Here is a 6,194-nt window from a genome sequence, read left to right on the forward strand (position 1 = left end):
CGCATATAAAAAATAGCTGAGACATTGATATCATTTATTTTTCGTTTCTTTATAGAAGATATTTAAATCCGAAAAGCAGTTGATCATCAAGACGCTACTTTTCATATACGCGCACCGTTAGCTGCAAGGTTGACCGAACACCGTGAAAACAAAGAAAAAATTTGAAATACGAAAATAGACTTATAGCATTTATAGACATTCTTGGGTTTAAAGAAATTGTTCGTTCATCAGAAAAAGATGATTCAAAAATTGAATTTCTGTACTCTGTATTAGACTATCTAAAAAGTTGGGAAACATCTGAAAGTTGGAGTTCACAGTTGGTGGAAATAGAGGAAGATGCACAAAAAAAGGGAGTTGAAAACTTTGACATTAGAGACAAAACAAATAGCACATCATTTTCGGACAGTATCGTAGTGTCTGTAAAAGTTGAAAATAATGTCAATGAAATGGCTTCTACATTAATAGTCAACCTTGCTTATATCGGAGCAATTCTTTTTGAAAAAGGAATTTTATTTAGAGGTGGACTTACAATTGGAAATTTAATTCATAACGAAAACGGAACCGTTTTTGGACAAGGTTTGATAGATGCATATCAACTTGAAAGTAATAATGCAAAGTTTCCAAGAATTGTGTTATCAGATAGACTTTTAAAACAGCTAAACTATCCGCTTGAAACCAAAAGAAATAGATACCCTTATCACCAATATCTTGAAAGGTTCAATGATGGTTGTGTTGGATTTCATCAAATTATTTATTTTCAGGTTATTGAGAGTTGGACTGAAATGACTGAAGAAAAATTAAAAATAAGTTTAGAGAAAATTAGAAAAGTTATAGTAAACGGACTTGATACGAGTTTTGAAAATCCGAGCGTGTTTGAGAAGTTTAAATGGCTCAAAGAACAATATAACAAACTCATAATTCTTAATGATTTTGACTTTGAGACAAAAACACACGAGAATATAAAATTGAAAATTCGAGAATTAAACGAAGGAATTCACGGTCATAACGTTCATTATAAATATACAGATGACTTTTATGACTCAACAAAAAAATAAAACCCAGCAGCTAACAATGGCTATAAGTAATGCGGGTTTAAGTGCAAAATCGAAGTTTCGGGCTTCCATTCCGCCAAAGCTACGCTTTGACGTTTTCGGGAAAAAGAAAGGTAAAACGCAAAGCGTAGCTTTGGCTACCGTCCGTGCCAAACCGAAAGTTCTCGGCTTCGAAATCCCGCACTACTCATAGCCGAGTCCGTTGTGTACAATTTGTAATGACTGAAATTTTAGACAAATTATCGAAAGATTCTTTAAGTGGACCAGAAGTAAGTGAAATACTCGGAAATCCAACTAATTTCCCTACTGAATTGGTTGAGAATTTATCAATCAAAACCGCTTTTGATTTTTGGAATGGAAAAATGGATTTTGAAGATGGCGATTGTATTATGAACAATCTTCAAACATTTTGGGTTACGAATGAACATTTTGTTCGGAATTTTGGATTCGGAAAAGTTGCTTGGATTTGTTACGAAGCATTTGACGCTGGAGAATATATACGACCAACTGACAGTCCTGATATTGACCCAGTTGAGAAATATACTAAACCAATTATTGAAACTCTTCTGAAAGATTTAAAAAAAATCGAATAAACTAAAATGGATAAAAAAGATGACAAAATAGTTCTTTTCATAAAATTTGGAAGTGAAGAAAATATTAAATCACTATATGAAAAAGGACTAGTATATCTTAACACCATAGAATATTTCCAGAATTTAGAAGATAAGGGAGTAAGAGGAGACAAATACGAGGCAACAACAAATATCAAGAATTATGACAAACCAGAAAACTATAAGCTTATAATTACTGATACAAAAACAGGAGAAGACATTAATATTAAACCAAGTAAGCTTCAAATGCGACATTTTGAAGTTTCACCAAAAGGTAATTTATATTCACTTTATTGTTTAAAGCAATCAGACTTTTCAAATACCAATGAGATTGTAATTGACTCTAGGGTTAAATCATTTGGAACTCATGCTGTATTCATAAGGGGAACAAAAAAATTCCTTAACAAGCTTTGTAAAGAAGTCGAAAAGCTCAAAATGGGTTACAAATCTAAACCTGTAGAATATTATGACAAGGATAAAATAAATGGACCTATCAATTTATTTCAAAAAATAAAAGAATATGAATATCAGAGCGAATATAGATTTGTAGTTCAAAACAGTGGGAAAAAACCTCTCAAAATAAATATTGGTAGTTTAGAGGAATATTCAGAAATGTTGAATATTGACACCATGGATGATTTAAAAATAATTGTAAAATAAAAACTGTACACAACACCGTATAAAATTAATTGCTGGTTTTAGCCAATTTACGAAAGTCCTCGCGGACTTTCTATCTGTGTTTTATTTATTAACTTTAGTGCTTAAAACACGCAACTAATCTTATACAACAACGTTGGGTACAATTAACACAAAACGAACGAATGAACAAAATATTAGCATTTTCAATTACAATTTTACTATTCGGAATTCAGAAAATATCAGCTCAAAATTATTTGAATTACTACGGAATAATAAACATAGCTGAAATAGCAAATCTGGATAAAGAATTTAAAAAATCGGACTCACTTTATCAAGTTGCTTTTGGACTTGTGGATAAACCATTTAAAGAGGATTTTTTATTAGCTTCTATCAATTCCGAAAAACTAAACACTTATCAAAAAACTCTTGACTACTTAAAAAACGGAATTAACCACGGACTGACTTTAAAACGGATTAAAAAACAACTAACAGAGTTCAAAAAATCAAAAGAATGGAAAGAACTAAAAAAAGAATATAAATCACTTCGTAAAAATCATTTAAAAACTTTGAACTTATCTTTAAGAGACGAAATTTCAGAAATGGTACGAAAAGACCAAAAAGCAAGAATACCTATTTTGGGAAGTTGGAGACAAATGAAAAAAACCGATTCTTATAACTATAATAGACTTTTAGAAATTATAAGACAAAACAATAACAAATGGCCTGGATTTTCTACAATTGGAGAAATAACACCGAAAGGAAAATATGACGTAACGAAAAATATAACCTTAATACCATTACATTTTAAAAAAGAATGGATTGAAAAGTTAAGACCATATATGCTTGAAGCTGTTTTGAATGGAGAAATGTATCCTTATCAATTTGCTAGAATAATAGATTATACCGTTTCACATAAAACAATTAGTCAAAAGAAGAAAAATAACGGAACTATAATTGGAGAATCTTGTTTTCTATATGGAACTTATAAAAACATCACAGTTTGCGATTGTGAAAAAGCTAAAATTGAACGAAAGAAAATTGGATTTGAACCTTTAGAAGATTATTACAGAAAGCTAAATTCGACTTATAAATGTTACGAACAAAAATAACTGTACCCAACACCGTGTATAATTAATTGCTTGGTTCGTGCTTACGTACGAAAATCCTCGCGGATTTTCTATTCGGCTTTTATTTGCTAACTTACTCGCTAAACCACGCAACTAATCATACACAAACACGTTGTGCTTCATTATCAGAAACCGCTAACCAATGATAAAAATCTTCCGAAAAATCAGACAAAACTTGCTTATGGAAAACAAAACTGGAAAGTATTTCAAGTATGCAATTGGAGAAATTGTACTTGTTGTTATTGGTATTTTAATTGCATTGCAGATTAACAATTGGAATGAGAATAGAAAACTAGAAAATAGCAAACAAAAACTCATGTTGGCCCTAAAAAAGGAATTGCTCATCAATAAAAATGAATTTGATAATTACCTACCTGAAATACATGAATGTAATAGTAAATTTAATAAAGTGCTTCTTTATTCTGTAGGAGATTATAATATTCCAATAGATAGCCTAAAATACTACCTTTCAGAAATGCTTTACGGTAGAACATTATCTTTATTGAATTCAGTTCAAGAAGAAGCTATTAATTCTGGTAAATTTGAAATGTTAAGTGATAGCTTAAAGCAGAACCTTTCTAAACTAAAAGACTATACTAGCGCTAGAAAAGCAATTACCGATAAAAGCACTGATATGCTAAATATTGATAATGATAATAAGAACGTTAATTTAATGGCTAGATTATATATGCTTCCTGTAATTCCAGAAGAATTTTTAATTCATCCATTAATTCCAACACATCCTGATTTTTTATTAAGCAATATGGAGTTATCAGCTCTAGTCAAAGATCCTGACACTTATCTAACATTAAATAAAATATATTTAATGTATGCAGCCGATGAAGTTTGGCTTAAATATGGTCTTGCTAGATTAACAAATAAAACCATTGAAATAATTGACAATGAATTGAATGAAAAATAACGAAAGCACAACAACGTGTATAATTCATTGCTAGTTAAAGCCTACTTACGAAAGTCCTCGCGGACTTTCTATCTGTGATTTATTTGCTAACTTTAGTGCTTAAACACGCAACGAAATCATACACAAACACGTTGTAAGTAATAGCTGAGCAACATTTTAAAAATTGGAATCATATGAAAAAACATACTTTTTTGTTATTGCTAAATTGTTTAGGACTTTTATTTGTTAGTCTAAACATATTGTTTGACTTTATAAGTTTTGATAATAAAATAACGAATCCTATTTTAGGTGTTATTTTTTCTTTATCTATGATATTTTTATCGTTCAAACTTAATTTAATAAAAATCAAAAAATGAACGAATAAAGTGTTCATAAAATGAATGAATTGATAACCCAACCAAACTGAACACAAAAATTACGGCTGAACTTAATGCTCATTAATAAAACGTGAAAATCGTAACGGATTTAATTTCAGAACGGAAACAAAATTTTGAATTGAAATTATTGTGAAATAATTCGTTTGAATAACTACGAGGGAAAAATCAAAACGGAATTTTAAAACTAAACCTGACCAAACTAAACCTGACCAAACTAAACCGAATGAAAAACAGAACGAATAAAAACTACTACTTACAACACCGTGTATAATTAATTGCTTTATTCTTCTCTACTTGCGAATATTCCTGCGGAATATTCACGGGTTCGTAAAAGTTTGCTAAATTAGTTGCTTAACCACGCAACTAACCATACACAAAAACGTTACCACACATTTGAATGAACATCGACAACAGAGATAAATTAGAAAAATGGCTCGACCAAAATTATTGGTTTGAAGACGGATTTATATCTGAAATTAACGACTCTAAAAACGGACTTGAAATTGTAGTCGGATATCAAACAGTTGGAACTTATGTCGCAGGAGAAAAGCAGGAACTAAAAGAGTTTTGCTTAAAACCAATCGGACTTACGAATTGGACTTTTAAAAAAGACCTTTTCATACCAACAAAAGAATCTTGTATTAACGGAATTGACTTGACTGAAAAAGGAATTGGTTTAAAATTCGATACAGGAAGTCTATTTGAAGTGGCTTGTGAATCCATAGAAATTAGCGAACCGAAAATCACTCAAACTTATACAAAACCTTGGATTAGTAATCGTGAATTTTTCATAACCGCAAATTCAAAAGAAGTTCCTACACCAGATTATTGGATTGAACAATTTGAAAAAAACGGAATTGAAACAGGTTTTAGATATTTTGCGAGCGAACTTATTCAATCCGAAAAAGTACCATATCCAGATTATAGTGGATATTTTATACAAACTCTAAATAAAATAAGTGAAACTCAAAAAGGTCTATTTATTAAATTTATCGGTTTAGAAAATGGAGAATTACGAATCGGAATTGAAAATGGAGACGAAAATAAAGAGTTGTTTAAAACCATTCAATCAATAGTTTCAGATTGGAAAAACACCACAATTAATTCTGGAAATGTGGAATTTACTGGAAAGGAATTTAAAGAATTTTTGGAAAACGGAAAATATCCCGAGCGAATTGAAAAAATAAAAAACGTGTGGTAACAACGTGTATAATTAATTGCTTTGGCAAGTGCTTATTTGGAAAATTCCTGCGGAATTTTCTCGCGTTCGTTTTTGTTTACTAAATTAGTTGCTTAAACACGCAACTAACCATACACGAACACGTTGTGTGTAATTTGAGAAATGAGACAAACGATAACCAAAAGCGATAAAAACTTAAAGATTCTGAACAAGCTAATTGTGAACGGGTTTTATAATGGTTATGTCGGAACTGAAAAGTTTGAATTAATGCGGAATCATTTTCCAA

Annotated in this window: 6 protein-coding genes; all 6 read left to right on the top strand. The window is 30.5% G+C overall.

Going from position 1 to position 6,194, the window contains the following annotated elements; translation table 11 throughout:
* Positions 1 to 161 precede the first annotated feature (161 nt).
* The 6 genes from VDP25_RS17160 to VDP25_RS17185 all read left to right on the top strand — a co-directional run bounded on the left by VDP25_RS17160 (position 162) and on the right by VDP25_RS17185 (position 5,929).
* Positions 162 to 1,055, top strand: coding sequence for a hypothetical protein (locus VDP25_RS17160; protein ID WP_334471801.1), 894 nt, complete (start codon positions 162 to 164; stop codon positions 1,053 to 1,055).
* A 215-nt stretch (positions 1,056 to 1,270) separates the two neighbouring features.
* A complete protein-coding gene (locus tag VDP25_RS17165; protein ID WP_334471802.1) occupies positions 1,271 to 1,645 on the top strand; it encodes a hypothetical protein in 375 nt (124 codons plus the stop codon).
* 6 nt (positions 1,646 to 1,651) lie between these two features.
* Positions 1,652 to 2,323 carry a hypothetical protein gene (locus tag VDP25_RS17170; protein WP_334471803.1) on the top strand — a complete coding sequence of 224 codons (672 nt, stop codon included), beginning with the start codon at positions 1,652 to 1,654 and terminating at the stop codon, positions 2,321 to 2,323.
* Between the two features lie 161 nt (positions 2,324 to 2,484).
* On the top strand, positions 2,485 to 3,411 hold the full coding sequence (locus VDP25_RS17175) for a hypothetical protein (protein WP_334471804.1): 927 nt from the start codon (positions 2,485 to 2,487) through the stop codon (positions 3,409 to 3,411).
* Between the two features lie 199 nt (positions 3,412 to 3,610).
* Positions 3,611 to 4,351, top strand: coding sequence for a DUF6090 family protein (locus VDP25_RS17180; RefSeq protein ID WP_443089860.1), 741 nt, complete (start codon positions 3,611 to 3,613; stop codon positions 4,349 to 4,351).
* Between the two features lie 774 nt (positions 4,352 to 5,125).
* Positions 5,126 to 5,929: a hypothetical protein gene (locus tag VDP25_RS17185; RefSeq protein ID WP_334471806.1), complete on the top strand. Its 804-nt coding sequence runs from the start codon at positions 5,126 to 5,128 to the stop codon at positions 5,927 to 5,929.
* The last annotated feature ends 265 nt before the right edge of the window (positions 5,930 to 6,194 follow it).

It is taken from the genome of Winogradskyella sp. ECml5-4, assembly GCF_036903175.1.
Taxonomy (GTDB): Bacteria; Bacteroidota; Bacteroidia; order Flavobacteriales; family Flavobacteriaceae; genus Winogradskyella; species Winogradskyella damuponensis.

Coding starts and splice junctions, on each gene's coding strand:
- VDP25_RS17175 (WP_334471804.1), top strand. CDS start 2,485: ATGAACAAAATATTAGCATTTTCAATTACAATTTTACTATTCGGAATT.
- VDP25_RS17180 (WP_443089860.1), top strand. CDS start 3,611: ATGGAAAACAAAACTGGAAAGTATTTCAAGTATGCAATTGGAGAAATT.
- VDP25_RS17185 (WP_334471806.1), top strand. CDS start 5,126: ATGAACATCGACAACAGAGATAAATTAGAAAAATGGCTCGACCAAAAT.
- VDP25_RS17165 (WP_334471802.1), top strand. CDS start 1,271: ATGACTGAAATTTTAGACAAATTATCGAAAGATTCTTTAAGTGGACCA.
- VDP25_RS17170 (WP_334471803.1), top strand. CDS start 1,652: ATGGATAAAAAAGATGACAAAATAGTTCTTTTCATAAAATTTGGAAGT.